30 protein-coding genes are annotated in these 23634 nt (G+C 44.1%); 12 read left to right on the top strand and 18 right to left on the bottom strand.

Features of this window, described 5'->3' with window-relative positions:
- The 9 genes from ACZMB2_RS12625 to ACZMB2_RS12665 all read right to left on the bottom strand — a co-directional run.
- Positions 1-584, bottom strand: a 584-nt coding sequence (locus tag ACZMB2_RS12625) for an EcsC family protein (RefSeq protein WP_178815884.1), incomplete at its 3' end; no start/stop codon positions are given.
- A 1-nt stretch (position 585) separates the two neighbouring features.
- Entirely contained in the window at positions 586-945 is a 360-nt protein-coding gene (locus ACZMB2_RS12630) for a YccF domain-containing protein (protein ID WP_005333494.1), read from the bottom strand.
- A 3-nt stretch (positions 946-948) separates the two neighbouring features.
- On the bottom strand, positions 949-1383 hold the full coding sequence (locus tag ACZMB2_RS12635; RefSeq protein ID WP_005333491.1) for a hypothetical protein: 435 nt from the start codon (positions 1381-1383) through the stop codon (positions 949-951).
- Between the two features lie 229 nt (positions 1384-1612).
- On the bottom strand, positions 1613-1945 hold the full coding sequence (locus ACZMB2_RS12640) for a hypothetical protein (protein ID WP_005333489.1): 333 nt from the start codon (positions 1943-1945) through the stop codon (positions 1613-1615).
- Between the two features lie 3 nt (positions 1946-1948).
- On the bottom strand, positions 1949-2239 hold the full coding sequence (locus ACZMB2_RS12645; protein WP_022415108.1) for a hypothetical protein: 291 nt from the start codon (positions 2237-2239) through the stop codon (positions 1949-1951).
- A gap of 121 nt (positions 2240-2360) precedes the next feature.
- Positions 2361-3257, bottom strand: a complete 897-nt coding sequence (locus ACZMB2_RS12650) for a sensor histidine kinase (protein ID WP_005333486.1) — start codon at positions 3255-3257, stop codon at positions 2361-2363.
- Positions 3258-4109 carry a DUF2705 family protein gene (locus ACZMB2_RS12655; protein ID WP_008373910.1) on the bottom strand — a complete coding sequence of 284 codons (852 nt, stop codon included), beginning with the start codon at positions 4107-4109 and terminating at the stop codon, positions 3258-3260.
- The gene (locus ACZMB2_RS12660) at positions 4102-5028 is read right to left on the bottom strand and encodes an ABC transporter ATP-binding protein (protein WP_008373911.1); all 927 of its coding nucleotides are present in this window, start codon (positions 5026-5028) and stop codon (positions 4102-4104) included. Before ACZMB2_RS12660 ends, ACZMB2_RS12655 begins: the two co-directional genes overlap by 8 nt.
- 77 nt (positions 5029-5105) lie before the next feature.
- The gene (locus ACZMB2_RS12665) at positions 5106-5804 is read right to left on the bottom strand and encodes a response regulator transcription factor (RefSeq protein WP_487597017.1); all 699 of its coding nucleotides are present in this window, start codon (positions 5802-5804) and stop codon (positions 5106-5108) included.
- Positions 5805-6129: 325 nt separating this feature from the next.
- Here ACZMB2_RS12665 and ACZMB2_RS12670 point away from each other — a divergent pair, with 325 nt between their 5' ends.
- The 12 genes from ACZMB2_RS12670 to ACZMB2_RS12725 all read left to right on the top strand — a co-directional run bounded on the left by ACZMB2_RS12670 (position 6130) and on the right by ACZMB2_RS12725 (position 15409).
- Positions 6130-6831, top strand: a complete 702-nt coding sequence (locus ACZMB2_RS12670) for a single-stranded DNA-binding protein (protein WP_005333477.1) — start codon at positions 6130-6132, stop codon at positions 6829-6831.
- A 141-nt stretch (positions 6832-6972) separates the two neighbouring features.
- The gene (locus ACZMB2_RS12675; RefSeq protein WP_022415111.1) at positions 6973-7749 is read left to right on the top strand and encodes a hypothetical protein; all 777 of its coding nucleotides are present in this window, start codon (positions 6973-6975) and stop codon (positions 7747-7749) included.
- Positions 7750-7765: 16 nt separating this feature from the next.
- Positions 7766-9577 carry an AAA family ATPase gene (locus tag ACZMB2_RS12680; RefSeq protein WP_005333473.1) on the top strand — a complete coding sequence of 604 codons (1812 nt, stop codon included), beginning with the start codon at positions 7766-7768 and terminating at the stop codon, positions 9575-9577.
- A gap of 9 nt (positions 9578-9586) precedes the next feature.
- Complete coding sequence (locus ACZMB2_RS12685; RefSeq protein ID WP_005333471.1) at positions 9587-9853, top strand: helix-turn-helix domain-containing protein; 267 nt, start codon at positions 9587-9589, stop codon at positions 9851-9853.
- Positions 9850-11967, top strand: coding sequence for a vWA domain-containing protein (locus ACZMB2_RS12690; protein ID WP_005333469.1), 2118 nt, complete (start codon positions 9850-9852; stop codon positions 11965-11967). The genes ACZMB2_RS12685 and ACZMB2_RS12690 overlap by 4 nt, the downstream gene beginning before the upstream one ends.
- A 16-nt stretch (positions 11968-11983) precedes the next feature.
- Complete coding sequence (locus tag ACZMB2_RS12695) at positions 11984-12670, top strand: hypothetical protein (protein ID WP_005333468.1); 687 nt, start codon at positions 11984-11986, stop codon at positions 12668-12670.
- Between the two features lie 62 nt (positions 12671-12732).
- Positions 12733-13251, top strand: coding sequence for an AbrB/MazE/SpoVT family DNA-binding domain-containing protein (locus ACZMB2_RS12700; RefSeq protein WP_005333466.1), 519 nt, complete (start codon positions 12733-12735; stop codon positions 13249-13251).
- 19 nt (positions 13252-13270) lie between these two features.
- Positions 13271-13519, top strand: coding sequence for a hypothetical protein (locus tag ACZMB2_RS12705; RefSeq protein WP_227226833.1), 249 nt, complete (start codon positions 13271-13273; stop codon positions 13517-13519).
- A 5-nt stretch (positions 13520-13524) separates the two neighbouring features.
- Complete coding sequence (locus ACZMB2_RS12710) at positions 13525-14103, top strand: hypothetical protein (RefSeq protein WP_005333462.1); 579 nt, start codon at positions 13525-13527, stop codon at positions 14101-14103.
- Positions 14084-14461: a hypothetical protein gene (locus ACZMB2_RS12715; protein WP_005333460.1), complete on the top strand. Its 378-nt coding sequence runs from the start codon at positions 14084-14086 to the stop codon at positions 14459-14461. The genes ACZMB2_RS12710 and ACZMB2_RS12715 overlap by 20 nt, the downstream gene beginning before the upstream one ends.
- Positions 14462-14652: 191 nt before the next feature.
- Positions 14653-15069, top strand: coding sequence for a hypothetical protein (locus ACZMB2_RS12720; protein ID WP_243148935.1), 417 nt, complete (start codon positions 14653-14655; stop codon positions 15067-15069).
- Positions 15070-15124: 55 nt separating this feature from the next.
- Positions 15125-15409 (top strand): hypothetical protein, encoded by a 285-nt coding sequence (locus tag ACZMB2_RS12725; protein ID WP_005333456.1) that lies wholly within the window; start codon positions 15125-15127, stop codon positions 15407-15409.
- Between the two features lie 32 nt (positions 15410-15441).
- On the opposite strand, the gene ACZMB2_RS12730 is transcribed toward ACZMB2_RS12725, so the two are convergent.
- The 9 genes from ACZMB2_RS12730 to ACZMB2_RS12770 form a co-directional block, all read right to left on the bottom strand.
- Positions 15442-15759 (bottom strand): winged helix-turn-helix domain-containing protein, encoded by a 318-nt coding sequence (locus tag ACZMB2_RS12730; protein WP_226875255.1) that lies wholly within the window; start codon positions 15757-15759, stop codon positions 15442-15444.
- 146 nt (positions 15760-15905) lie between these two features.
- Positions 15906-16778, bottom strand: a complete 873-nt coding sequence (locus ACZMB2_RS12735; protein ID WP_005333452.1) for an ABC transporter ATP-binding protein — start codon at positions 16776-16778, stop codon at positions 15906-15908.
- Positions 16779-16782: 4 nt separating this feature from the next.
- The gene (locus ACZMB2_RS12740) at positions 16783-17439 is read right to left on the bottom strand and encodes a hypothetical protein (protein ID WP_227036358.1); all 657 of its coding nucleotides are present in this window, start codon (positions 17437-17439) and stop codon (positions 16783-16785) included.
- Entirely contained in the window at positions 17436-18500 is a 1065-nt protein-coding gene (locus tag ACZMB2_RS12745) for an ABC transporter permease (protein WP_173908989.1), read from the bottom strand. Before ACZMB2_RS12745 ends, ACZMB2_RS12740 begins: the two co-directional genes overlap by 4 nt.
- Positions 18501-18570: 70 nt before the next feature.
- On the bottom strand, positions 18571-19773 hold the full coding sequence (locus tag ACZMB2_RS12750; RefSeq protein ID WP_008373940.1) for a HAMP domain-containing sensor histidine kinase: 1203 nt from the start codon (positions 19771-19773) through the stop codon (positions 18571-18573).
- The gene (locus ACZMB2_RS12755) at positions 19761-20435 is read right to left on the bottom strand and encodes a response regulator transcription factor (protein ID WP_227226834.1); all 675 of its coding nucleotides are present in this window, start codon (positions 20433-20435) and stop codon (positions 19761-19763) included. The genes ACZMB2_RS12750 and ACZMB2_RS12755 overlap by 13 nt, the downstream gene beginning before the upstream one ends.
- Positions 20436-20529: 94 nt before the next feature.
- A complete protein-coding gene (locus tag ACZMB2_RS12760) occupies positions 20530-20931 on the bottom strand; it encodes a winged helix-turn-helix domain-containing protein (protein WP_008373942.1) in 402 nt (133 codons plus the stop codon).
- A gap of 229 nt (positions 20932-21160) precedes the next feature.
- Positions 21161-22366, bottom strand: coding sequence for an ABC transporter permease (locus ACZMB2_RS12765; protein ID WP_117537007.1), 1206 nt, complete (start codon positions 22364-22366; stop codon positions 21161-21163).
- Entirely contained in the window at positions 22350-23240 is an 891-nt protein-coding gene (locus ACZMB2_RS12770; RefSeq protein ID WP_008373946.1) for an ABC transporter ATP-binding protein, read from the bottom strand. Before ACZMB2_RS12770 ends, ACZMB2_RS12765 begins: the two co-directional genes overlap by 17 nt.
- Positions 23241-23634: the final 394 nt, after the last annotated feature.

Genomic DNA, 23634 nt, shown 5'->3' on the forward strand with positions numbered 1-23634 from the left:
ATTCCGTTTCTGATAAATTCATTTACTTTCCCGTCAATCTCACAAAGTGTATCCCCATAGGATACTGCTCCCCGGATCAATAATAAGATAAAATATTTTTCTTCCCTGCTTTCATAGCTGTATCCATACTGCAGAGCAGTCTCATAAATATTCTTTAAAATCATCCCTGTAAATACCGGAATATCCGGCAGACCGATTCCCAATACGCCCATCCCGATTCCAGACACACCGGATAGCAGTAAATTCTTTGTTCCCGTATCTCTTGCCTTTTTAGAAAAAGAGCGGAGGGATTTGGAATTCTGCTTTACATCCGCCATATACTGCCGCACCTGATAATCCTGCTCCAGTTTTGTCCGCTGATACGTCTTTTCAATAACCCCGGTTCCTTTCTCGAAAATCAGAGCAAATGCCTTCGCAAAAGCGGTATCCAATGTTTTCTGAAGTTTCGGCGGTATCTTTTCCTCCAGTTTCTGATTCAGAATGCTCTCCCTTTTCTCTGAACGCTTCTGAAGGAATCTCTGCTCCTGTACTTCCAGCTTTTCCCACTCCTTCTGAAGCGGTGTCCTTTTATCAAATAATCGCATCTTAATACACCTCCGCACCAAACGGCATCAATGCCAGTTTCGCCAGTTTAAACTGCTGTAAACCAAACGGGATTCCGATAATCGTCACACATAAAGCTGTACCCAACGCCAGATGCTCCAGTGCAAGAGGCAGACCGGATACAATCAGCCAGATGATATTCAAAAGGAACGAACCAGCTCCGCCACCATACTGCACCTCTTTTCCAAAGGGGAAAAAACTAAGCGCCGCAAATTTAAAACACTGCATCCCCACCGGAATCCCCACAACGGTAATACACCAGAGACAACCTGCCAGACACCAGCTCAGCCCACTGACTGCGCCGCCAAACACAAACCACAACACATTTCCCAGGCATCCCATATGCTACACCTCCCCATTCATCCGATTTTTCACATCAGCAAGTATCTTTTCTATCCGGTTGATGGCATCATCCACCTGTTCTCTTGCATCTGCAATCTTGCTCTGCACCATATAATCTGCCACCAGCCCGTCCAGAAAGAAATCCGCAAAGGAAAGGAAGCTGCCGATTTCCATGCGCAGATCCAAGGAAACCTGCACATCTCTTAATTCTCTCTGAAAACGCTGAATATCGCTTTTCGCCTGTTCCATCAACGCAGCTGCGTCATTCATTTTAGAATGCTTCACAAAGTCACTGATAAAGCCTCCTCCAAGCATATCAAAAATGCCCCAGTTTCTCGCACTTCCCAACTTATCCCTTGCTGCGTAAAGGCTCTGAAGCGCCCGCTCCCCTGCCTGTACTGCTTCCTGCATTTCCCGTTTCATCATTTCGTTACTCATCGTTTATCCTCTCTTTCTTTTTAGCAGACTATTGCGGCAGATTTTCTATATTTCATAATAAAAAAAGACTCCTATCATGACCTCTGCCACAATAAAAGTCTTGCTATCTCATTTGCTACGGGTATCTCTCGATACCGGTTGTCGGTTACAAAACCACCTCTTTCAAGGCGTTCAGCTACTCCCTTTTTTGCTTGAGATGAATATAACATATTGGAAATAATTTGTCAAATCATGCATTTTTCTTTTCCAACCGTTCCGCTTCTCTGGCAAATACATGCGAGATATCAAACAGTTCCGGTACATCTGATATGGTACACACATTCACACAATAATTGAGCCATGGAAATTCTTTTGTCATCTGATAAATAACTGCCATGGCTTTTGCTTCTGACATTGCTTCCACCGAATGATATCCCGATCCCTGAATATGCTCAAATCCGTTTGCTTCAAAAAAGTCCCTTACATCCGCATATGCATTATGCCAGTCACCTTTCGGATAATATTCCTTTAGTGCTTGTGTATTCAGGTCAAAATTGATGCCTTTCCTCTGTAAGCTGTCCATCTGTTAGTTCCTTATAAAGTCTGTAATCAGGTTCTCCTTTTCTGTTCCGTTATACCAGAAACACTCTAACAAATTCTCTGCAATTCCTACGGAGTTTTTCAACTGAAAGATTGCTGCCCAGAATCTTCCATAGTCCTGCTTGCGTCCCCGGTCAAGATAAATCCTGCTTCCAAGGGCTTTGACTGCACAGCTTAAATCCTCCTGCTCAAAAATCTGATCTGCCTGTTCACACATCTGATTTACCGTTTCCGGAGCGAGCTTGCTTGTATCAAATTTAAGTTCTACTTTATACATTATACTCATCCTTTCATACAACAAATGACTGAGTGACTCTTCTCTTTCTACTGTAATTCTACCATGAAACCTATATAAAGTCATTCCCCATTTTCACTTGCTTTAATATAAATTTTTCCTTTTATTTTGGAAACACAATCTCCACACAGAACTCATTCCCTTCTATCCGGGCGCTGATTTTCCCATCCATACGAAGTACCAGCTCTTTCGCAATTGATAAGCCGAGACCGCTGGAAGTCTTACTGCGTGCTTCATCCGCTTTATAAAACCGTTCAAACACCTGATCTACATTTATTTTTTCCACATGACATACTTGATTTTTTATCTGTATCCGGATGTTGTTTTCAACTTCTTCCAGTGAAATACTGATTTTCTTCTCCCCGTGATCCAGTCCGTTTTTTATGATATTCTGAAAAATTCTCTGGATTCCCTGTTCATTTCCGTTCATAAACAGCAGTTTATCTGTAATCTGTATCTCCGGTTCAATTCCTCTGCCCGTCCATTCATCGTAGTAGGAAAATATGGTATCTTTCAAAATCTTGTTGATACAGCAGGATGACATTTCCAGATGAAAAGAATCGTTTTTAAGTTTTGTAAAAGTAAATAATTCTTCCAGCATTTCTTTCAGGCTGCCGATTCTCTCCTGTATGATCTTCATATACCGTCTCTGCTCTTCCTGGTCTTCACAGGTTTCCATTAACTGAAAATATCCGTCAAGGGATGTCAAAGGAGTACGGATATCATGTGAGAGATTTGTATATGTATCCGAAATCATCTCCTCTTTCTTCAAGTATTCCTTCTTTTCCCTTCGCTTCAGTTCCAGCCATTCGTTTAAAACATCTGCCAACTCACCAATGCCTCCAAAATCCATTTCTCTGGTAATCAGCATGTTGCTGTCGTGCTTCATCAGAAACGACAACTGGCGGCAGATGTCTTTCACCTGCCGCTGGTATTTCCAAAATAACATTCCTTGTACCAGTATCACTGCTATCAATAGCACGAACCCTAGTTTTATCATTTAGATATCTCTCTTTCTGAATACCCATGCTGTCAGTAATGTAACCACGATTCCGAACGCCGCCGCAATCACAACTGCCGTCAGGCATTCCTTATTGGTCGGTGACATGGATAAAAGTGCAATCTTTCCTGTCACTGTATATTTCAAAATCTGGAAATTCTCCACACCTGCCTTCTGGATCAAATGATTGATCACTCCGTATAAGACAATCATGGTATTCATGCACAGGCAGATAACAATCGTCATGCTGAACACGTTGCTGTTCAAAACCACCGCAATCGCCATACTGATTAGTACCAGTGCATAATGAAGCAAAATCTGAATACCAAAGTATCTCAGCAACTCGCTTCCATTCCCCCACTCCAGATATCCGAAGTACATCTGCTGTGCAATAATCTGAATGATGAAATAAAGCAGCATGGTAACAGTCGTATACACAAACAACACGGAAGCTTTGGAAAAGATCAGGTTTCTCCGGCTCCTTACCTGCCCGCCGATATTTTTAATATAACCGCTTCCTATATCTGCACTGGAAAACAGCACTGTAAAAATCACCAGAAACAACGCCACAAACTTCGCCTGCAGGTTTGCATATACCTGATCAAAGACCGTTACTTTTTCTCCCGGCTGTGTCGGCAGGAATACGGACATTCCCATATTGATGGTTTCTGGTTTCACTGTTTCTGCAATGCTTTCTGTCTGCTGTTGTTCCGCTTCCTTGTTCATCGTATCAATATCCAGTTTCGACATGGATGTGGAGAAGAATATAGCTGCCGCCATCACAATCCATACCACATACATACTTTTTGTCCGGACCATCCGGTACAGATCCATTTTTATCATATTAAGCATTTTGATTCCCTCCTGTCAGATTCAAGAAATAGGTTTCCAGTTCTTCACTGGTAATGGAAATTCCATTGACCAAAATTCCTGCTTTTGCCAGTTCCATATTGACATTGGCGCTTTCATTCAATCGTTCAAATATATGGATATGGCTCTTATCTGTAACCTGATAGTTGGTAAATCCCATTCTGTCCAGAATCGGGACTGCCTGCTCCGGATGGATTAACTCTATTTCAATCCGTTCACTGCAGCGTTTCATCAGTTCTTCGCTTGTCAGCTCCTGCAGAAGACTTCCATTATGGATAATTCCATAATCCGTTGCAATCTTAGATAATTCCTCTAAAATATGACTGGATATCAAAATCGTCATATTCCGTTCATCTCGCAGTCTCTGTATGGTATCACGCACCTCTGCAATTCCCTGGGGATCAAGCCCATTGATCGGTTCATCAAGGACCAGGAGATCCGGCTCCCCGACCAGTGCCAGCCCGATTCCGAGACGCTGCTTCATTCCAAGGGAAAAATGTTTCGTTTTTTTCTTTCCGACACCTTCCAGTCCGACCGTCTCTAAGATATCTTCGATGTATCCCTTTTTCCGAATACCAAACAATTCACATTTTATTTTCAGGTTTGTATATGCATTCATGTTGCCATACAGCCCCGGTGCTTCAATCAGACACCCCACACGAGAACGAATCCTCTCCAGTTCTTTTCCTTTACACCCGAACATCTCAATCTCTCCGGCTGTCGGTCTTGCAAGTCCACTGATCATCTTCAGGCAAGTCGTCTTTCCCGCACCGTTCCGTCCGATAAATCCATAGATAGCACCCTTTTTTATGTGAAGGTTTACTTTATCCACTGCCTTATGATGACCATACTGCTTCGTCAATCCATTTGTACTTAATAACAATTCACTCAATGCTTTCATCTCCTTTTCTTATCTGCTGTTATCATATCGGATAAATCCTAATCAAACGCAAATAAATAGTAAAAAAAGAGTAAAGATTAAGAATGCAGACGGTAGCCGATTCCCCATACGGTATCAATATATTCCTCCTGCGTTACTGCTTTTATCTTTTTCCGGATATTGCTGATATGTACATCCAGTGTCTTTGTCTCTCCCATATAGTGTTCATCCCACGCATATTCAAAAATCTCTTCTTTGCTGAAGACCTGTTTCGGATGCTCCAGTAAAAGCTCCAGAATTGCAAATTCCTGCTTTGTAATTTTGGGAAGCAGCACTCCGGCAATCCGGACTTCAAAGCGCTCACGGTCCAGTTCCAGGTTTTTATATGACACGCTTTTATGTTCCGGCTCCTGCTGCATATGGCGGAGCTGAACCTGAATCCGGGCAAGCACCTCCTGTATCTCAAACGGTTTTGTAATGTAATCATCTGCCCCACTGGTAAGAAGCCCGATTTTTTCATCCAATCCGTCTTTGGCTGTCAGGACAATAACCGGCGTATTGCCCTGTTTCCGAATCTGGGCAAGCACCTCTTCTCCTGAAATTCCCGGAAGCATCAGATCCAATAGAATCAAAGAAAAGCCCGCCTTATCCATCTGGAACAGCATCCTCGCTTCCGTCCCGGAAAAAGCCTGTACCGTCTCATACCCTGCTTTCTGTAATGCCATATATAAAAGATTATTGATATCCGTATCGTCTTCTACAATCAGAATTCTGTTTTTCTGCTCCATTTTTCTCATCCTTCCATTTTCCGATTTAAACAATATTATATTGCACTTTTATAACTATGTCCAAAATTCTTTTGATATTATCCTTCCACCTCGTCTACATATGCTATATATAGTTCTAATTCTTTTGACATATGCTATATCTTGTGTTAATATAATCTTGTATTTAAGTTTTTGTGCTGTCCCGTCATGGGAGTCTGGACCATTCATCCAGAAGCATATGCAGTTTAAGTTTGGAAAATCGTGTCATTATACTGCCGTTTTATACGGTGCTATAATGGCACTTTTTTTATTTTAATCTATTTTAACGCCCAAAGAGGCAGAAAGGAGAATTTTTATGTCAGCAATTTTAACAATTTTAGGGAGGGCCACAAGAGATCCTGAGATGCAGCAAGGAAAAAATTCCGGTACGGAATATGTTTCTCTGGACATTGCAGTTTCACAGCGAGGCCAGGATGGAAAGGAAGAAACCATTTACTATCAGTGCTATTTTAACAAGTTCCTTGCAGAACGCTTAGCAAAAGCAGGCGTAAAGAAAGGAACCGGGCTGATGATCTATGGTGATCTGGAGCTTCATCCGTTCATTTATCAGAAAGGAAAGAATGCGGGGCAGGCAAATGCCGGTCCGAGGATCAATGTCAAGGACTGGCACTTTGTACCATCCAACCGTTCTGACAGCAATACCGGACATCCGGGTGCAAACCAGAACAGCCAGCCGAATGGTGGTGCGGCAACGCCCGGTGCAGCCGGCAATGGCAGCTACCCAATGCAGGGAAATCCCAATGGCAGCTACCAGAATCAGGCAATGCCTGGCGGCTATCCACAGCAGGGAATGGCTCCTGCTAACGGTGCCTACACGCCTCCTGCAAATGGCGGACAGTATCAGGCTCCGCCAAACGGAACCGGTCAGCCACAGAGCAGCTACCCGCCGCAGGGCAGTTATACCGGAATGCCAAATTACGGAGGTATGCCGGGCAGTCAGCCAACTGACGGCTTTCAAAATGTGCCGGAACAGATGGCATCCCAGTTGCCCTATTAACTCTCAAGGAACCCTATGTTGAGGAATTGCATTTATCATCTTTGTGATGATGCAGTTCCTCTTTTTCATGTCCGGAAGCGGCGATTTCCCATCCAGCTTCCGGGCTTGTCTAAGAATCATGAATCAGAAAGGAATCAGCTCATGAAAAAATCAAATCGAAAAAAATTCTTACAGTTTGTCGTGCTTGTACTGTTTCTTGCAGCACTTTTCGTACCACAGGATGCCAACCGGCTTCTGATTGCAGGCATTGCCCTGATCGGTATCGGAGTCACGCTGTTCAGTTATCTTCTCCCGCTTTTCACGGAACGCCTGAAAAACAGGGAGCATAAGCTACGAAAACGCCCAGAAAGAACTCGTCATCTGGAAGGAACACCTGATCTGGAAACCATTCTCTGGAGACAGATCAAATTCCAGATTACCGGAAAGCTCAAGGAAGCCTTCCCGGATGCCACATGGGATTTTGTGAAAGAACCACCGCTCTCCCAGATACTGGATGGGGAACCATTACGGATTCGCACACGGAATACCGGAAGTTATAATTTTGCGGAAATTCTCATGGATGCCCGTGGCAGTCTGACGCTTCAGATGATGACCATTGAATCCTTACATAAAAAGGAACCGTCAGAAGGAAATCCGGATTCCAGACCAGCCGTTAATCCCAAATCATGGTATTCCCTGATTGGGAAACCGCTACTGATGGAATTGGTCGGTGACTTACAGGCAAGGGGCTATGAAAAGCTGTTTATCAACGAGCAGGGAGATGTCTATATTCTGAACGGCACTGAACCGGAAGTCCGGGGAAAGCTGGAACATTTCCCGCCCAAAGATTACTGGGGCGAATTGACGGAGATTTTTACTGAAGATGAATTGACCACAGAAGAGACCGAGCAGGCACTGGAACTGTCCTGGATCTCATAAGAAGGAGGAACGAATCATGGCAAATAACATCGTAGCAACCTGGGGGTTCAAACGCAAACTCCCGGAACCATTTGAGGATTATACGGACCATGCAATCTTTGATGACATTGCATCCAAATACTGTACTCAGCCACGGAAAAAATCCACGCTTCATGCAGCTACCCTGCGGGCAGTCCTTGCTTATCTGGAGCTGGAAAACCCGGTTGGCAGTACCCCGCCGGAAAAGCTTGGGGCGGTCGGTACCCAATCCAACAATTTTGTTGTGGCGGAATATCCGAGCAAAACCGGTGATCTTCAGGTGGTTGTCTACAACCAGCTAAACGGAAAGTTTTACGGAGGCTGCTATACTCCTCCGCCGGATGTGGAAAGCACACCGGAAAAATACGAATTTAAAGACTCCAAACAGTCCGGTGCGGCTCTGCTGTTCGCACTGATGCCGGTTTTTCTGGCAGATGAAGAGTGTAATGAAAAGTATCAGGAATTAAAAGCGCACCGGGACAACGGTTATCCCGATCTGGACGCCGCTGCGGAAACAGCAGCCGTTCTCTGCGACAACATTTACCGGAGAACCCGCTATGCATCAGGTCTCCCGACCGGTGGTGTTAAGATTGACCTTCCGGCAAACGGCGTATTGTCGCTGATCAAACCGTTAAATATCCAGAAGGGGGTCTATGCACCAACCGAAGTGCTCCATGGAGACTTTCAGGTGTTACGTCCAGGAAGTGGATTTAAGAAAGCACAGGCAGCCATTTCCAGAGATGATTTTGTTGGGAAATTTATCCTGACCGCATCCCGAAGGCTGTCTCCGGAAGAGGAGGTATCTGTTCCGACATTGGCAGAGTGGTACATCATCCCTCCGGAAATCAAACGGATCTGCGAACACGCAAAACTGACAACGGATACCACACAGCCGATGCGGAATTTTCTTTTACGGGGACCGGCAGGTACCGGAAAGACCGAAGGAGCCAAAGCCATTGCTTCCGCACTTCACCTTCCTTACCGCTGCATTACCTGTTCCGCAAATACAGAGGTATTCGACCTTTTAGGTCAGATTCTTCCGGATGTGGACGGAAAACGCACCCGGCTTCAGCGGCAGTACCCGTCTTTTCAGGAAATCCAGTTAGATCCCTCCGGTGCCTATCAGAAGCTGACCGGAAACTATGATGAAGAAATTTCTGCCGAGGACACCTACCAGAAGCTGATCGATACGATTTTTGATGAAATGCACAGCTATTATAAGGAACACACCTCCGGACAGAACTTCCAGTATGTGGATACGCCTCTAGTCGAAGCCATCCGCTATGGGTATATTCTTGAGATACAGGAGCCTACGGTCATTGCTAATCCCGGTGTACTGGTTGGACTTAACTCCCTTTTAGACCGCTGTAACAGCGTATATCTTCCAAACGGAGAAACCATCCACCGTCATCCGGATACGACCATCGTAATCACCACAAACAATGACTATGCAGGCTGTAAACAGATGAACCAGTCTGTCATTTCCCGAATGAACCTTGTGATTGATCTGGATGAACCGGATGAGGATACACAGGTAGAACGTGCCATGGCTGTTACCGGATGCAAGGATGCAAAAACGGTACGTCTGATGACACGCATTGTCAAATCCATGGCTGTCTACTGCCGGGAAAATCTCATTACAGATGGCTGCTGTGGCATGAGGGAGCTGATTTCCTGGGTGCAGTCCTACATGGTCTGCGGGGATATCCGGGAAGCGGCCCGTTACACGGTGCTTGCCTCTGCCTCTGCCGATGCTGAGAACCGTACGGAAGTGGAAGAAAGCTGTCTGGATACTGTGCTTGCTGCGTAGGACACGCCTATGAGAAAAGCAGCACTCACAGAAGCCCAGATCCGAAAGCATCTGGCAGATAATCTGTCTTATCTCCGGCAAGCCAAAACACCGAAGTTATCACAAAAGGCAGTTGCCAGAATCTTAAATCTTCCCCCGAAAACCATTATGAATTATGAAAATGCAAACTCCTCCCCGATGGCTTATGCCGTCCTTCGCCTTGCTGTGTATTACGGCTGCACGATGGAGGAACTGCTGACAAAAAATCTAAGAAAAGAAAGGAAGAATATCACGTGAATCACAGCCAAAGAAATTTAAAGAAACTAATCCGGGCAAAAGAGGATTCCATTGCGGATGAGGAGTTATTCCTCTCCGCTGCCTATCAGAAGTACCAGACCTCCCTTGCCAGAGCCGTTACCGGACGTTACCGGTATGGACTGCAGGTACTGCTGGACTGGGACATTTCCGAACAGGCAGGCGTTGCATATACCGACAATTATAAGGTACATCTCAACGCAGCGAACCCGATCACCCAGTCTTTCCCCACCCGTTTCTTACGTTCCCAGAGCCTGACAGGGCTCACCGGGCATGAAGTGGGGCACTTACTCTATTCTGATTTCACAGCCCACGCTGTTCATCTGAGGAGTCTGGAAAACGGTTCCTTCTATCCGAAGGAGCCGGAGCTATCCCTTCCAGCTTATCAGACAGCACTGGAGGAGATCAAAGAAGTGTTAGAAGAAAAGGACAAAGCCGGATGCCTGACACTGGCACGATGCGCCGCAACTTTTCAAAACATTCTGGAAGACATCCATATTGAAGACCGTATGTGTGAGGAATTCCACGGCACCTTCCGACAGGGGATTGAACTCAATAACCTGCGTATGTCCGAACAGATTCCTTCCATACAGGAACAAATTGACAAAGAATACCAGCCATTTTCCATCATTGCCAACCTGATCCTTTCCTATTGCCGGACCGGAAACATCAACAATCCCACCGGCTATCAGGGGGATTATCTGGATACCATTTCCGATTGTACCGATCTTCTGGATACGGCAATGGAATCGGAAAAAGGCACTGACCGGATGCTGGTTTCCAATGCGCTCTTAGCCCTGACCTGGAACTATATCCAGCCGCTCATCGAAAAAACACGGGAGGAATTGGAAATGCATGGCGAGGATTCCGCTGCCGATGCTCTGGAAGATCTTCTAGGGGATGAAGTCAGCAGCGGCGCTCCTCTTCCGACCGGAAAAAGCGGTGCCATTCCAAAGAATATCAAACCAGCTTCCCCAAAAGGAAGCGGGAATGATGAGGGCAATGCTCCTTCCGGTCCACGTACCAAAGAGGATGCTATAGAGGAAGCCAAACAGGTGCTTTCGGAAGAAGGCGGGCGCATCGCTCTTACAAAGACCAATACCATTCTGGATGAAAACAACCCCGGCGTCACTTATGTCAGTCAGTATCAGGGCAGCGGCTATGAGCATGCTGCAGAGGATCTGTTCCGGATCTTGAACGATGTGGCTGCAGAAAAGGTGCAGGAAGACTGTCAGACGGAACTGACCGAGGAACTGCAGAAAACAGCCAATGATATTCATTACGGCAATGCCCATGCAGGCATCCATGTTACCATCCATCGCCTGACCAGTGTTTCCGATTACCTGAAGAATGAATACCAGACAGTTGCTCCCCCGCTCCTGCGGGCTTCCAAAAAGCTGCAAAGCACCATCCTGCCGCTTTTGAAAGAAGAACAGCAAGGCGGAAAGCAGAAGAATCTCCTGTTTGGAAAACGTCTGGACTCCCATGCTCTCTATAAGACAGACGGAACCATCTTTACCAGAACCAGACTTCCAGGAGAGGAAAAACGTCTGGCTGTTGCCCTCCTGATTGACGAGAGTGGTTCGATGGGTTGGGGTGACCGGATGACACATGCAAGAAAGACTGCCATTGTCCTTTATGATTTCTGTAAAAGCCTCGGTATCCCTATCACCATTTACGGGCATTCCACGGATGCAGGCGGCGTTGCTCTTTACTCCTATGCAGAATTTGATTCTGTGGACAATGAGGACTGTTACCGGCTGATGGATATGTGCGACCGCAACGGGAACCGGGACGGCGCAGCTCTCCGCTTCGTAGCAGAGCATTTGTGCACACGCCCGGAGCTTCAGAAGCTGCTGATCCTGATTTCTGACGGTCAGCCAGCCGATTACGGCTACAGCGGAACGGAAGCAGAGGCAGATCTGCGGGGCATCAAGAAAGAATACGAAAAACGGGATGTCATCCTGTTTGCGGCTGCCATTGGTGACGATAAGGAAAATATCCGCAGGATTTACAAGGACGGATTCCTGGATATCACGAAACTGGAAGAGCTTCCAAAGAATATGGCACAGCTTGTCAAACAGCATCTCAAATAAAGGAAGGTGAATACTCATGAATGAAACTTATCAAAACCGGATTACCGACCAGATCTGCAAGATCCAGAATGACCGGGCACTCATTGCCTTTTATGACCGGCTCCGCTACGCACCACTCGGCAACTATGCACAGCTACATGCCAAAGGGGAATATCAGGAAAACGGGCATAAAGTACATTCTTTAATCTGCATCACCATTCAGGATTATTCCAACGGTACCGGAGACCGGAATATCATCACCCGTTTCAACCTGGCACCGGAACAGATCCAGTTCCTCTTAACCCGGATCACTTCCGGTTTTCAGGAATTTGAATGGAGCCAGAGCAAGATCTACGGCAATCCCGATCAGAACGGTTATTCCACAGCCCAGATGTTTTATATCTCCAGACATCCCTATGATTCCAAAGGGCAGCCTATGAAAAGCCCATGGAAAATCCAGATTGTAAATGGGAAAGGCATCAAAGCACAGAATAAGAACGGTGGTTCCTACATGCAGCCACGCAGCTTCCAGTCCGAAAAGACGACAGCCATCCAGCTTACCGACATGGATCTGTTCACGCTTCTGAAGCGGACGGATTCCTATATTTCCAACTGGGAAACGGTGATTGCTGCATCACTGATCAATAACGGAAAACGGATGCTGGCAGACCAGCAGAACAGTCAAATGCAACAGACAGCACAGGCTCCGCCTTACGCTGCCTAAATTTTCAGAAGAGAAGCGGTACTTTACTGCTTCTCCTCTTTTTAAGAAAGGAGACTTTAGTTATGAATATTGCACTCATCCGGACCATGGACTCTCAGGGGCGTATCGTCATCCCTGCAGAAATCCGGAAACAAATGAAGCTCTCAGACGGAGATGCACTGGAACTGGAAAATGTGGGAATGGAGCTGCTTTTACGCAAATGCCCTACCCACTTAAACGGAAAAGAGGAAATGGCTTCCTATCTTTCCGTCCTCTACAGTGTCATCCACTGTGGTATCGCAATTTGCAGTGAGGCTCACATACTCGTATCTGCGGGCATCTATCTTCCGGAAGGCACTCCCGTTACAGAAGAACTCGCCGAATTGGTTGCGGACGGCCAGGAACTGATCTCTGCTGAGAACTGCCCTGTCTACCCGGTATCCAACACCCGTCAACCGGTTTGTGCTTTTTTCCCGATTTTAAGGGAAGACAGAGAGCCGCTGGCACTTCTTCTCTGTTCCAGAACCGGACAGCATTTATCCGAGATGGAATTGGGATGCGCTAAACTGGTCGCTGCCGTAATTGCAAACAAAATTAAGTAAGGAAAGGAGCGTGAAATCAATGAAGAATACAAATATAACCTTACACCCCACCCAAAAGAAAGAATATGTCCTCACCGGAATCCTGTCCCTGCCCCTCCATCTGGGAGAACGGGCGTGGATCTATAGTTATAACCAGACCTTTGCTACCAGTCCGGTGCAGAGTATTCTGGAAGTATCCGAAAACGGTGTGGTATTTGAGACCTGCAACAGTATTTACCGTCTCAGCTACACCCGTGTTCCGATGGAGCTGGAGGCGATGTGTGCTTGACAAGAATGGAAGAACTGGAGAGCTGCCTTTCGGGGCTCCTCTCCACCTTAAAGAAGAACCGGGAACATGTGCCTCTGGAAGTGCTGAAGACACAGTATAAGCAGCCGTATGAAGAACTGGTCAGAAACATCAACCTGACCGCTTCTGCCTATGCAAAATCTGTGCTGCTCCACCGGCTGGTCCTGAATCCGGATGCAGATGTGGAGGAACAATGTACCGTCATCAACCAGATGATACAAACTTCCGGGATGCTGAAGAAAATCAGCTCCTGCATGTCCAAAACCTATGATGTAGGACAGATATATCCTCTGATACTGGAACTACGCCATATGGTCGAACAGGCACTCTGGCCCTATGTGAATCAGGCAACTTGTCTGGTCGCAGATCTGGATGATATAGAAAAAGAACCGACAATTTACAATTTTTTGACACATGAAGTTTATGAAAATGATACCTGGATTCACCGAGAAATCGACCTGCGCTGGAAACTACTGGTACATCTTACTCCCGAACAAAGAGAATCCGTACCACCAGCCAATCATAGTATGAATGGAGGAATTTACCATGAAAGAACAACCATCTAATCCTTGCGAGAAAGTCTCATTTATTTTGACCTATGACCAGCTTGAAGCTGCTTATAACATCTACCGGGAACAATTTATTTCCTGCGACTTCATCCGCCGCTCCATGGAACGTCTGGAGGAAAGAATCGGACTCTGCAACCTTCCATATGAAACGCTGCGTGATGATCCAAGCCTTCTTCATGAAGCATACCTGCAGTTTCTCCGACTGGAAGACTGCAATGTGGCTTATAACGACACGCTGGAGCAGGTAATTGATGCAATCGAACAATGGCTTGCCTCTGGCACCTTATCCCCTGTAAACCTTACGGTTTCCAACCAGAATATGGGTGAAACTTTTGGAACGGAGGTGGATGTGTAATGGCAAATATCTGCTGTGATGATGTGATCTTTTATACAGAAGGAAATCCGGAAGGACTATATGACTTGTGGGAGGACCTGGAAACCTACATCATTCTGAACCAGAATCCTGATTTATGCTGGATTGGCAATTTATTTTCCCACAAGAAAATAGATTCCACCGGAATATCTCTTCGTGGAAATGTCAGCTACATGGAATGGAATGATACGTATATTCTACTTTCTTTAGAGACAGCATGGACTCCACTTTATGAAGCATATCAGGCGATAGCCGCTGCATATCATGTTCCCTTTGTGATGCAAAGCATAGAACCTGGAGAACGAATTTATTATAACACGGATGAAGCACACCTATTTTTCCCTGACCGATATTGTGTCCGCTTATATGAAGAAAGCCTATTGACTCCATGTGGCTTAATAATCGGAGAAAAGCTGGAAGACGGTGAACCATTTGAAACGGAAACAGACGTATTAGAACGATTCAGAGATTGCGGATATCCAGCAGCTACACTAAAAGAGTTGGAGCTCATGTTCGATGCGGATGAACTTATTATTTTTGAATTTACAAATCCATATTTGGATCTGGAGCAGAAAAATGCTTGTGCATGAAACTTCTCCCCTCCACACCAAAGACGATTATCATCAGATTTAAAGGAGGAACACCATGACTGATTTGGAACTGGATGTCTGGGATGCATGGCTCAGGGAACGTCAGGAACATCTGGAAGAAACCCTGTCCAATATCTCACCATCGGAAGAACCCTGCAGATATTACCTGCTAACCGGATATATTCAGGGAATGCTAGAAGCTCTTACCATGCTTACGACTGTTGAGGATGGGAAACGCTTCAAGATCAAACTGGAGCAATTTCGCCAGAATCTGCTCCTCTCTGGAGATTACGATGCTACCGGTAACTATAAACAGGCAGTGAAGAAAACTGCTGTTTAAATACTTCGAGCCGCCCAATCGGACGGCTCTTTTTATGCCCGAAAACGGTAGCCTACACCACGTATCGTTTCTATGTAGTGCGGTTCTTCCGGATTTTCTTCTATTTTCTTTCTCAGATTCTTGACTAACCCATAGACACGGTTATCCACTTCTGACTCCACATCCTCATAAATATGCTGGTAAATCTGTTCTTTTGTAAATACCCGATTGGGGGATAAGGCCAGATAAAAAAGCAGGTCATATTCATGTCTGGTAAGTTCCACAACCTTACCATCTTTGATTACGCTCCGCTGAAGCTGGTCTATTTCCAAACCTTGGAATGTCAACTTTTCAGAATTTGTAATCTCCATAACTTCTAACGTACTTTCGCAGGCTAGAACTGATTTAATTTTATTCAGGATTCCCTCTTCGGAATCAGAAATGGTAAGAATCATCACTTTCCCATAACATCACCTGCTTTTCTTAGCATTTAGCTTTCACTCCTCATTAACAATGTTTATCGATTGGTTACATAGATATATGCATCTTCCAAAGTTACGTCACAAGCTATACATCCACTTTCTGACGGCATATTCTCCCCTAACAGTCTTAATCTAATTCCTTCCTCCGTATACTGCTTACTGGAAATATGATATTTTCTTTCTAATTCTCTTGCAAGGCTTTCGTCCTCTGTACAGCATTCCCATACATGCCCTCTTGCCTTATTCAATAATTCCCTCATTGTTCCTGTATAAAGGAATCTACCTTTTTTCATAACCGCAAGCTGATTACAGGTTGCCATCAGATCCTCCACCACATGCGTTGAAAATAATACGGTGCGTTCTTCTGCAAAATCTACCAGTAAATTACGGATACGGATGCGTTCCTCCGGATCGAGCCCTGTTGTTGGTTCATCCACAATTAAAAAATCCGGCTCATGGAGTAATGCCTGCACTAATCCAACTCTTCGCTTCATTCCACCTGAAAGCTGCCGCATTTTCTTTTTCTGATGGTCTGCAAGACTGGTCTTCTCCAGATAGTAATCAATCCTTTTCTTGCTTTCTCTTTTCTCAATTCCAGCCAGATCTCCCATATACTCCAGACATTCTCGAACAGTCAAAGACGGATACAGATCAATTTCCTGTGGCAGATACCCAATCTTTTTCTGTATCTTTTCGTAATTTGCTTCGCAATATAGCGTACCATCTAACAGAACTTTTCCACTTGTGGGTGCAAGCACCGTTGTAAGCACCCGCATCAACGTTGTTTTTCCTGCACCATTTTCACCTAACAGACCAAATATCCCATGTGGGATTTCCAGATCCACATGATCTACCGCTGTCACTCCATTTTTAAATGTTACTGTTAAATCGTCTATTCTTATACTCATAATCTTACCCTCTCTTCTTTAATATCTTAGGAACAAATGCAAGCATCATCCCCGCAAATACCACGCACAGCACCTTCCCGCCAAGCCATCTCCACTCTGTCAGCTTACCGAAATCACAAGTTCCGTAGGAAAATGGTCCCCAGTTTTTCAAAAACTGAGTTGCCTTTCCGGAAATAGAGAAAAACCAGAAAAGCAGCACGACACCCATACCAATCCATCTGTTTCGAACCAGATTGCTGACAGTTACGGAAAGCACACTCCAAAACAAAACAGTTCCGGGAATCGCAATACAATAAATTCCAAACAAGGCACCGCCATCTAATTCTTCTGTCAGATTCACCGGTTTCTGCCAATAAAAGAGTCCATATGCCAACAAACTGATTCCAATCAGATAAGCTACCTGCACAAATAGTCTTTTATAAACTACCCCTGCCTGCTTTTTTAGATTATAAAGGCAGAATACTTCCGAGCGTTTGCTCTGCACTTCCACCAGATAAGTATCTGCACAGAAAACGACTGCCAGAAGCGAAACAGCTCTTTCCACTGCCCCTCCGATTTCGTTTGCGTATACAACAGGCTGGATTGCACTCAATATCACAACAAAAGCGATTGAATATGCAATTTTATAATATGGCATACATATTTTTACTTCTTTCTTCAATGTACTCTCCTCCTTTTCCACATCCACACCGCTATAAACATGAGCAGTATGGATGCTGCCACAAGAAGCAGTTGATTGAGATATACCCGATATGGCAATCCCGTTTCAAAAAAATTCCCCGGAAATCTAACCATAATAGAGAATGGTCTTGCATGACACTGTCCTTTGCTGTCCCATGTCAGCATATTAGAATAAATGATATAAAGAACCAGCGCCGGAACCGCTGGAAGCGGATTCTTAAACAGCAGCGCTGTAACCGCATACACACAGCAGATCATCAGGATGTTCGGCAGGACATACAGGATCGAATTCTGAACAAAATCCAGTATGTTCATAGCAAATCCTGATTTTACTGCCGTGGCATAACACAAAATGATAAATACGATATTCATAATGACCAGTGCCGTCGTCATGATGAGAAATCCACTGCTTATTTTCCCGGCAATATATTGAAAAGCCGTCATCGGTTTGGTGTGCAGCAATTCATAAGTATTTTTCCTCATATCCTGGAAAAATAAAAACGCCAGCAGAACCGTTGCAAAGAATGCCATATGCAGGCTTGCAAAATCTGTAAATTTTCTTCCGAAATAATAGGAGAATGGATGTTTCTCAAGATTTTCTCTGATATACCGATTGACTTCCTCCGGGCTTCCCTGATACCATGAAACGTCCTCATACACAGAATTGGCACCATTAAAGTGGTATTCCGTTTTCAGATACTGACACGCCTCCGTAATCTCCATCTGTTTCATCTCAGATATCACTGCCTCCGCCTCTGCTTCCGACATGCCAAACCCATTCTCTGTGTCTTGAAGTATCTTTACAATCTCTTTCTCCCACAGTTCTCTCTCCTTATCCGGTGTTGCCGGAATACATCCCTCCATAACATCCCCATCGGAAGCCATTTTTACCTTCCTGAAGGTTTCATCCGGCTTCACGTAATGAATGGACAGATAAGGTGCAAGTGTCTGGTACATACTGATTAAAACAACAATCAAACCGGTCCAAAATATCGGATTTTTAAGATAATTTTTCAGATTCCTTTTTATGATCGCTTTCATAAGTCATCCCGCCTTTCTTTTTTCTACAAACAGCATAGCCTACAAATCACAACAAAAAAACAACAGCCATTTATTTCTGCTGTTGTTTTTCTGATACATAATTTTTAAACACTGCCTCAATTTCCGCACCACCATCTGCTGCATTTTTTATCAGCAGTTTCCCGCCATGCCGTTCGCAGTAGATACGGCTGATATACATACCCATTCCAAAATGCTTTAAATCATCCTGCGAATTTTCATGATAAAACGCCTGTGTCACCGTATCGGTATTTTCCTGAAATCCCGTTCCGTCATCACCGATACTCATTTTCAGATCCTGCGCCGTCACTGTCAGCTTCAGCCCGACTTTCTGACTGGCATAGCGGAATGCATTGGACAACAGATTATCCGCTACTTCCATGATGATTTCCGCATCTGCGACCAGAGTTTCCGACTCTCCCACTGCCGTTACCGTGAAGTCCTTTTCTGATTTTTCTTCCATGACTTCTGCCAGCGTTTTTATCTGGCTGATCAACTGCCGGATATCCACCACGGAACAGTTTAATTCCCGTTCTTCCAGTTTCGTCATCTTCCGCATACCATCAATAAAATGGTTCATCCGTTCAATCTGAAGCATACCGCCCCTTAACATCTCCATCATTTTCTCTTGATCAAGCATATCTTCCGGAACAAATTCCAAAAGCATTTCCTGATATCCCCGCATGATTGCAAGCGGCGAGCGGATATCATGGGCAATCGCTGCACGCAGTACCCGCTCATCTTCGATCATCTGCCAAAGTCTACGGTTATTTTCTTCCAACTGCCCACGCATCCTTTCAAATTCCCTGCACAGCATCCCCATCTCGTCCTCGTTCTCATAAGCCATATGAAAATCCAGATCTTCCTCCGCAATCATCTGTGATGCCATCTTCAGTTCCTGAATCGGTCTCTTTAATTTATTTTTGTAAAACAGGCTGACCGCAATTCCACATCCGGCAAAAGAAAAAAGCAATACTCCGTACGTCTGAAGGAAATCACAGGTTTCTGAAATATGCCAGTCCATTCTGCTCATTTTACTCTGATTCGGTCTCGGTACCACTACCTCAAAATTTTCATTGCGGTCATTCATTGCCTGATAATACTCGTCCTGATCCACGTACTTCCACCAGACCTCCTCCTGTATCTGCCCGGCAATCTCAATAATTGACACAGAAAGAAAAAAAGTGACAATCAAGCTGAGTATCGTATATAAAACCATTGTCTTTTTCAAGGATAAATTTCTTATCTTTTCCATCGATACCCCATCCCCCATACTGTCTCAATGTATTCTGTCTGCGTATATTCCGCCAGTTTCTTTCTCACTCTCCGGATCAGTTCCGTAACAACACGGCTGTCACCTTCCGCATCATAACCACACACCTTTTCGTATATCCGCTCCCTGTCAAAAACCTGTCCTGGATTCATGGACAAAAACTCAATGATTGCATATTCCAGCTTCGTAAGCTCCAAATCATTTTCACCGATCTGAACCCTCTTTGCTCCATAATCAATACTGAGGTCTCCGTGGAATCTGTATTCAGACTTCCCTTTATGACGCTCCTCACGCTTCAAATGTGCAATAACACGAGCATCCAGTTCTTTCAGACTAAACGGCTTCAGTATATAGTCATCCCCACCGGATAAAAGCCCGTTTACCCTGTCCTGCTCCTCCACTTTTGCCGTCAGGAAGATAATGGGACAAGTTACTTTGCCCCGGATACGTCTGCATACTTCTAATCCGTCTATTTTAGGCATATTGATGTCCAGCAAGATAATATCCGGTTTCTTATGGATTTTTTCCAAAGCATCTGTGCCATCTTCTGCCATCATTACATCATATCGTTTGATTTCAAAATAGTTCTTTAACATCTTTAATAATTCGATGTCATCATCCACGATCAAAATTCTATATGCCACTTTTATCACCTCGTTTTATCAGTATACAACGAAAAAAACAATAAATAAACAACAAGAGAAACACTTCGAGCCGCCCATTGCCGGACGGCTCCTTTTATGCCCGAAAGCGATAACCAACACCACGTATCGTTTCTATGTAGTGCGGTGTTTCCGGATTTTCTTCTATTTTCTTTCTCAAGTTCTTAATCAGACCGTAAATTCGGTTATTCACTTCTGACTCCGCTTCCTCATAGATATGCTGATAGATCTGTTCTTTCGTGAATACCCGATTAGGAGATAACGCAAGATATAGAAGCAGATCATATTCATGTCGGGTAAGCCCCACTGTCTTATCTTCTCTGATTACACAACGCTGAAGCTGGTCTATTTCCAGACTTGGGAATCTCAACTTTTGAATGTTTACATTATCCATAAACTCTACTGTGTTTTCACAGACTAGAACCGATTTAATCTTATTCAGAATTTCTTCCTCGGAATCAGAAAACGTAAGAATCATTACTTTCCCATGGTATCACCTGCTTTTCAACCCTTCCTGATCTTTTTCAAATATCCGGAAATAGTTTATAAACATATCCCGAACGAGTTCACGTGATGTCATTTAATTTCTCTTTTATATAAAGAGGCACAATTACGCAATTTATCAGTAGCCCTCTTTTTTATCCGGATCATAAAATTTCTGCAGTAACAGCCGAAAGTTTCAATAGCTTTATCAGACGTTCGTAATACTATTTCTTCTTTAACCCATATCGACTATAACCTATATATATTAAAGGCAACAGTACAATAAATAATAAGATGTACAGAAACATCAATAACGAAATCTGACGAAATACAAACGAACCAATCTGAAAAAGAATCGGCGTCCTCACTGCATTAAAAATATTAGTCAATACAGTTGGCAGCAAATTGAAAAAAGCATCAAATGCCGGTAATACTCTTGCGATAAACGGCATCATACAAAGCAGGAAAAACGGGATACAAATCGCCAGATTCGGTGTATGCATCTTAACTGTCACCAGCATAGTCAACGCAGCACAAAACATTGTCACGATATACCCGCCCACAAGTATCAGCAAATAATATTCTCCATATGTCATAACATAAATACTGTATGGATCATCAATCTGATACGGCGTGAAAAATCCGCTTGTTCCCATTACTGCAAATGAGATAAGAGACAATACCCCCACTCCGATCCAATAGGTAACCGTTGACACAAGTATTCCCGCAAAAATCTTGTTTTTTATTGCCTTCGTTCTTCCATATTTAGTGGCAAAAAAAACATCCTCTGTTCCCGGGCGGAACTCTCCGGAAAATATACCAGCTACCAAAAAACCTATGATCACTGCCATTAACAGTACATAAGTTTGTGCGTACATTGTCATCGTAGTCCAGGAATCTTTTGCTTCGAACATAAAAGGTATTTCTATCTTTTTATAAACGCTTTCCAGATAACTTCTCTTTTCAGGTGTAGTACCATACTCTTCCACTATTTTCTTCATATTGTCCTGATAGATTGTATAGATATTCTGTAGCTGTTCATCTGAAAGCTGATATACTACACTTTCATTCCATTCTGAATCTGGAGTCATTATGCCAATTACAAAACTATAAATATCATAATATGACTGTACTGTTTTTCCATATTCTGTATTTGGTATTTCATCCGGATATTTGGCAGATATCGTCTTGTAATCATTTATTACTTCGGAAATTTTCTCCGCTGTAAGTTCCCCTTTCCATTGATTGATATTTTCAGCCAGAAGCCGTCCCGATTCAATCCCAGTGTGATTTTGCCCCTCTTCATCCACATAGCGCATACTTCCGATTGCCATACCGGAATAAATAATCGTCACCACAAGCACTGCCGCAAGCAAAACCTGATTAACCCGCTTAGAAAAGATCTTTTTCAACTCATATTTGAACATCATCTTTATCACCTGCCTTTTCTCCAAAATACAGAAGAAATGCATCCTCCAGTGTTGTCTCCACCTGTACTGCATTCCTTGCCGGCGGCGTCTTTGAAAGGACTCTTAGTTCCACTCCGTCGGCAACTGTCCTTACATTTCCAGTCAGATATTTCTTCATATAATTATTCAGTTCCCTTTTAGGAACAGTACAATTCCATACTGACATATCCATAGACAAAATAATCTCATCCGATGTTCCTGTATAGAAAAATTTTCCTTCTTTCATCAATATGATTTCATTTGCCACGTATTCGACATCTGACACAATGTGGGTAGACAGCAGGACAAGGCGGTCTTCCGACAATTCACTGACCAGATTTCGGAACCGGATTCTCTCATTCGGATCAAGACCGGCGGTTGGCTCATCCAATACTAATATCCGCGGATCATTCAACATCGCCTGAGCAATTCCGACTCTCCGGATCATTCCCCCTGATAAAGTGCGCATCTTTTTTTTTCGCTTTTCAGCCATCCCGACCTGCTCTAGCAGTTTTAAAGCCCTTTTCTTTGCCACGATGGGACGGAGTCCTTTGATGGATGCAATATACATCATGTAGTCATACACTGAAAGATCCGGATAAAACCCGTAATTCTGCGGCAGATAACCGAGTATCCCTCTATAAGATGCTCCCAAACTGAAGATATCCTTTCCATTCCACAAGATTTCTCCGCTTGTCGGATTTATCGCTGTACACAGCATCCGCATCAAAGTGGTTTTCCCCGCTCCGTTTACTCCCAATAACCCATATACACCTTTCTCCATAGAATGTGTTACGTGATCTACTGCATGTACATCTCCATAAGCTTTTGTTACATTTTTAAATTGCAGTTCCACTCGACTTCACCTCCCAGTTTATTTCGCAGTTACATTGCGATTTGTGAACACAAAAGATCAGATAACCAAACGATATGATCAGCAAGCCAACCCAGATCGGTACCGAAATTTTCTGATAAATAGAATCTGTGGACACAATCAGCGTCCAAATCAGTATGCAGGATATACTTAGAAAAACAGCAATATGCTCCATATCATTCCATTTGCTATACAATAGTCGGAAACAGATACAACAGGAAACATTAAGCGGCACTAGAAAATCTATGATGATCCGGTATGCCGAAATCTGTAGTGTATAAACTGAAATACTGAAAAAAGCTGTAATCATAACCAGATCCACTGCTGCAAATAGCAATGTCCTTGCAGCACAGATCTGGCGCAGTGAATAGAATGC

The organism is Hominiventricola sp. (genome assembly GCF_057604405.1).

Coding starts and splice junctions, on each gene's coding strand:
- ACZMB2_RS12630 (WP_005333494.1), bottom strand. CDS start 945: ATGGGATGCCTGGGAAATGTGTTGTGGTTTGTGTTTGGCGGCGCAGTC.
- ACZMB2_RS12635 (WP_005333491.1), bottom strand. CDS start 1,383: ATGAGTAACGAAATGATGAAACGGGAAATGCAGGAAGCAGTACAGGCA.
- ACZMB2_RS12640 (WP_005333489.1), bottom strand. CDS start 1,945: ATGGACAGCTTACAGAGGAAAGGCATCAATTTTGACCTGAATACACAA.
- ACZMB2_RS12645 (WP_022415108.1), bottom strand. CDS start 2,239: ATGTATAAAGTAGAACTTAAATTTGATACAAGCAAGCTCGCTCCGGAA.
- ACZMB2_RS12650 (WP_005333486.1), bottom strand. CDS start 3,257: ATGATAAAACTAGGGTTCGTGCTATTGATAGCAGTGATACTGGTACAA.
- ACZMB2_RS12655 (WP_008373910.1), bottom strand. CDS start 4,109: ATGCTTAATATGATAAAAATGGATCTGTACCGGATGGTCCGGACAAAA.
- ACZMB2_RS12660 (WP_008373911.1), bottom strand. CDS start 5,028: ATGAAAGCATTGAGTGAATTGTTATTAAGTACAAATGGATTGACGAAG.
- ACZMB2_RS12665 (WP_487597017.1), bottom strand. CDS start 5,804: ATGAGAAAAATGGAGCAGAAAAACAGAATTCTGATTGTAGAAGACGAT.
- ACZMB2_RS12670 (WP_005333477.1), top strand. CDS start 6,130: ATGTCAGCAATTTTAACAATTTTAGGGAGGGCCACAAGAGATCCTGAG.
- ACZMB2_RS12675 (WP_022415111.1), top strand. CDS start 6,973: ATGAAAAAATCAAATCGAAAAAAATTCTTACAGTTTGTCGTGCTTGTA.
- ACZMB2_RS12680 (WP_005333473.1), top strand. CDS start 7,766: ATGGCAAATAACATCGTAGCAACCTGGGGGTTCAAACGCAAACTCCCG.
- ACZMB2_RS12685 (WP_005333471.1), top strand. CDS start 9,587: ATGAGAAAAGCAGCACTCACAGAAGCCCAGATCCGAAAGCATCTGGCA.
- ACZMB2_RS12695 (WP_005333468.1), top strand. CDS start 11,984: ATGAATGAAACTTATCAAAACCGGATTACCGACCAGATCTGCAAGATC.
- ACZMB2_RS12700 (WP_005333466.1), top strand. CDS start 12,733: ATGAATATTGCACTCATCCGGACCATGGACTCTCAGGGGCGTATCGTC.
- ACZMB2_RS12705 (WP_227226833.1), top strand. CDS start 13,271: ATGAAGAATACAAATATAACCTTACACCCCACCCAAAAGAAAGAATAT.
- ACZMB2_RS12710 (WP_005333462.1), top strand. CDS start 13,525: ATGGAAGAACTGGAGAGCTGCCTTTCGGGGCTCCTCTCCACCTTAAAG.
- ACZMB2_RS12715 (WP_005333460.1), top strand. CDS start 14,084: ATGAAAGAACAACCATCTAATCCTTGCGAGAAAGTCTCATTTATTTTG.
- ACZMB2_RS12720 (WP_243148935.1), top strand. CDS start 14,653: ATGGAATGGAATGATACGTATATTCTACTTTCTTTAGAGACAGCATGG.
- ACZMB2_RS12725 (WP_005333456.1), top strand. CDS start 15,125: ATGACTGATTTGGAACTGGATGTCTGGGATGCATGGCTCAGGGAACGT.
- ACZMB2_RS12730 (WP_226875255.1), bottom strand. CDS start 15,759: ATGGAGATTACAAATTCTGAAAAGTTGACATTCCAAGGTTTGGAAATA.
- ACZMB2_RS12735 (WP_005333452.1), bottom strand. CDS start 16,778: ATGAGTATAAGAATAGACGATTTAACAGTAACATTTAAAAATGGAGTG.
- ACZMB2_RS12745 (WP_173908989.1), bottom strand. CDS start 18,500: ATGAAAGCGATCATAAAAAGGAATCTGAAAAATTATCTTAAAAATCCG.
- ACZMB2_RS12750 (WP_008373940.1), bottom strand. CDS start 19,773: ATGGAAAAGATAAGAAATTTATCCTTGAAAAAGACAATGGTTTTATAT.
- ACZMB2_RS12760 (WP_008373942.1), bottom strand. CDS start 20,931: ATGATTCTTACGTTTTCTGATTCCGAGGAAGAAATTCTGAATAAGATT.
- ACZMB2_RS12765 (WP_117537007.1), bottom strand. CDS start 22,366: ATGATGTTCAAATATGAGTTGAAAAAGATCTTTTCTAAGCGGGTTAAT.